Source organism: Paenibacillus sp. P4_A7 (assembly GCF_056402455.1).
The window spans coordinates 1-3,043 of record NZ_JBFUHJ010000581.1 but is presented as its reverse complement, the minus strand read 5'-3'; the positions used below and the strand labels follow the sequence as shown (position 1 = coordinate 3,043).

Here is a 3,043-nt window from a genome sequence, read left to right as displayed (position 1 = left end):
TTTTCCATCCTTTACAAAAAAACCTGCTATTGAAATGATTAAACCAACAAATGAATCCCAAGACCAAGCGATATTGCTGATCCACTTGCTTTTTTATGAGTTCATAGTTCTTTCCCGCTTAATCCTTTTTGAAATATGAGATTCAACTGTTGTACTTCTTCGGAAGATAAGTCTCCCCACATGGTTTTGATGATGTTTTTCCCCGTGTTATCCACTACAGTTAAGAAATCTAATCCCTTTTGAGTAATTTGTAATAATATGAGGCGTCGATCTGATTCGGAGTGAATACGTTCTATAAATCCTCCGTCCACGAGTTTATTGGATAAATTTGTAACTGCGGGCAATGTGATTTTAAAGAATTGGGCTAACTCGGAACTGTTCTTTCTGCCTTCATTTCTCAAAATTTCTAGAATTATATATTGGGAATAAGACATCCTAGCTTCTTTGGCTTCAGGTGGCTTCGTATAAGCCATTGTAAATTTTCGCAGCACCTGTAAGGATAATTCCTCAAGTTTTTTAAAATTCAAATCTTCGTCATGGTTCATCATTCAATCACTCCTACTACAATGTTAATAGCTTTTAATTGTTAAAACATCTTAACTAATATACAATAGTTTATACGAATTAATCAATTGAAATATGAAAGGTGATATTATGACAAAAGGTTTTAAAATTGAACTCCCCAAAATCCCATCAGATTTAGAAAAAGCAGGATTTCAAAATATTTATGATGAAGAGGAACCCTATTTATCGAACTGTATGATTACTAACGCCATCGTGGATAACGAGGAGATTGATAAAGCGGTTCTGTCCACAGTTGTTTTTAAAAATACAACATTCATAAAGGCTCGTTTTGAAAGAGTTGATATGACGGATGTTGTTTTTGAAAACTGTGACCTGTCTAACGCATGTTTTAGCGAAGGTACCATACACAGAGTTACTTTTAAAGGCTGTAAATTAATAGGTGTAGATTTTTCTAAAGCTACCTTTGGTAATGTTTCGATTGAAAATTGCATCGCACATTTTAGTGATTTCGTAGAGGCTCGTTTAAAACAAGTGATTTTTACGCATTCTTCTTTGCAAAATGCTAACTATTACGATTGTGAATTTAACAAGGTAAAGTTTGATCAATGCGATATTAACGAAGCTGATTTTTATCTAACATCTCTTAAAGGGATCGATATTAGTACATGTACATTTGACCTGCTTAATATTCCTACGAAAAGCTTGGAGGGTTGTGTCGTTTCTACTGAACAAGCCATTGGATTTTCAAAGTTATTAGGTCTGATAGTTAAACGATAATGCGAAAAAATGGATGAATCTCCTGCCACATAAATTCTTCTATGATGGTCATTATTCTAGTTTGTGGATTTACATTCCCTAGAAAGGGTATTCAGAAGGACATCGCTCAACAATAAATTGTACCCCGTGTAAAGAACAATTTGAAAAAGTTAGGCACTCTGAAGAAGATRGTTTCTGTACTGTACAGGAGCCATCTTCTTTAAGTTCCATTGATATCGATAGGTTGTAATACGTCATGTAGCTTTTAATTTCTTGTTTGAATTCATCTAATGTTTCGCATGGTTTAATATCCGTTTCATCTTTAAAGTGTCCAAAGAATGATTCAATTTGAACTAACCTGCCCGTTAGCTTAAACTTGCCACCTGGGTCGTGAAGCTACCGTTACACTTCCTTATTTAGGTATTACCCAAAACCTTCGTATGAATTGATGGTGATTTTATACATTTATTATTTTCATATATAGCTTTGATTACTGATATTTCAACGATTGTAGTTGTCAGTCGTTCGATTCTTTTAGTACAGTAACCTATTGCTTCTTTTAACTTCTCTTCGTTTAATCTGTTAGCTATTGTGCAGTGAGGTATCCAGTTATTCGGAAGATATTGAGTTTCAGCATTCGCTCGATATTTTTCAAAGTAATTGTGATAATTATCATGAAGCTCTAAAAACTCTTTGGAAGGAACAGGAGCAAGGAATAAAGTTCCTGYGTTTAAGAAAGTTCCTAACGAGCTCAGTGTAATTGAAATCTGTTTTTTAGATTCATAGAAGCAGGCAATATCGCTGATGAATTGTTCAATATCTACGTCAGAGTTATAACCTGCTATCGTAATATGTGGTCGTCTATCTTGTACTTCCTCTGCATAATTGGAAACTGCTTTATCACTCAACTCTTTCCAAACCTGTTTTATATAGAGTTCTGTATTCTGGTCAAAATGAGCAACTACTCCGTACACTTCTCTCCCCCCATATCTCATATCTATTCGGTACCGTTTCGATGAATAAAGATTTTTGACGCCTCTCCATTTTGTTTCCCCATCTAGTGGAGCCTCCTAGGGAGGATTCAACATCGTCATTTAACAATCCTGCCCGTTAGCTTAACGCTAATAGCTAGGACATCTGTACAAAAATCTCTATTTTGTGAAGATGTAAAAAGGAGCTACCGCAGCAGCTCCTTTTTCGTTTATATAAGGTCATTCATTGAACTAACATTCCCAGTTAGTTGAATAATTAGGGTTGCCATATTTCCCACGTGTTTCCGTCAGGGTCAGCGAACGTTACATTTGGACCGCAAGTTACCCGCTCGCCTATAATGTTAACTCCGTTTTCTTTAAAACGTTCGAAGAGTTCTTGGATACGAGGAGTCACGAAACACCCAACTGCCTGCCGATTACCTTCCGGAAATGTAAATCCAAGTCGACCGCCATCCGATCCTGATCCCATGAGGAACAAAGCAGGAATCGATCCTGTAGCAGCGTCATGCTGCTTTCCGTTCTCATCAAGAAACCGCAATATACATATTTCCATCCCAGGCTCAACAGGGTGGATGTTTGATGGCTGACAACCTAAGTTCTTTTGATACCATTTAACTGACTCATAGACATCATTCACGGGGACGTAGATGCACGTCATCCCAGTAATGTCTTGCTGTGTTTTCTCGCTCTTGATTTCTTCTATTTGGTTTTGGCTCAACTCAAATCCTCCTTGTAATATTTTCCATACAATATATAGTAAAGCACATTAC

The 3,043-nt window shown here is 36.5% G+C and carries 4 protein-coding genes and 1 pseudogene; 1 reads left to right on the top strand and 4 read right to left on the bottom strand.

From position 1 onward, the window contains the following. Positions 1-101: 101 nt before the first annotated feature. Positions 102-548: a MarR family winged helix-turn-helix transcriptional regulator gene (locus tag AC1DWN_RS31325; protein ID WP_477562767.1), complete on the bottom strand. Its 447-nt coding sequence runs from the start codon at positions 546-548 to the stop codon at positions 102-104. 106 nt (positions 549-654) lie between these two features. Here AC1DWN_RS31325 and AC1DWN_RS31320 point away from each other — a divergent pair, with 106 nt between their 5' ends. Further along, the gene (locus AC1DWN_RS31320) at positions 655-1,302 is read left to right on the top strand and encodes a pentapeptide repeat-containing protein (RefSeq protein WP_477562766.1); all 648 of its coding nucleotides are present in this window, start codon (positions 655-657) and stop codon (positions 1,300-1,302) included. A gap of 149 nt (positions 1,303-1,451) precedes the next feature. Here AC1DWN_RS31320 and AC1DWN_RS31315 read toward each other — a convergent pair. The 3 genes and pseudogenes from AC1DWN_RS31315 to AC1DWN_RS31305 form a co-directional block, all read right to left on the bottom strand. Then, positions 1,452-1,626: pseudogene (locus AC1DWN_RS31315) on the bottom strand (IS3 family transposase); the annotation flags it as partial. A gap of 71 nt (positions 1,627-1,697) precedes the next feature. Beyond that, positions 1,698-2,255, bottom strand: a complete 558-nt coding sequence (locus AC1DWN_RS31310) for a 2'-5' RNA ligase family protein (protein WP_477562765.1) — start codon at positions 2,253-2,255, stop codon at positions 1,698-1,700. 274 nt (positions 2,256-2,529) lie between these two features. Then, positions 2,530-2,991: a VOC family protein gene (locus AC1DWN_RS31305; protein WP_477562764.1), complete on the bottom strand. Its 462-nt coding sequence runs from the start codon at positions 2,989-2,991 to the stop codon at positions 2,530-2,532. Positions 2,992-3,043: the final 52 nt, after the last annotated feature.

Excerpts from the sequence above, each read along its gene's own strand:
- AC1DWN_RS31325 (WP_477562767.1), bottom strand. The coding sequence starts at position 548 with ATGATGAACCATGACGAAGATTTGAATTTTAAAAAACTTGAGGAATTA.
- AC1DWN_RS31320 (WP_477562766.1), top strand. The coding sequence starts at position 655 with ATGACAAAAGGTTTTAAAATTGAACTCCCCAAAATCCCATCAGATTTA.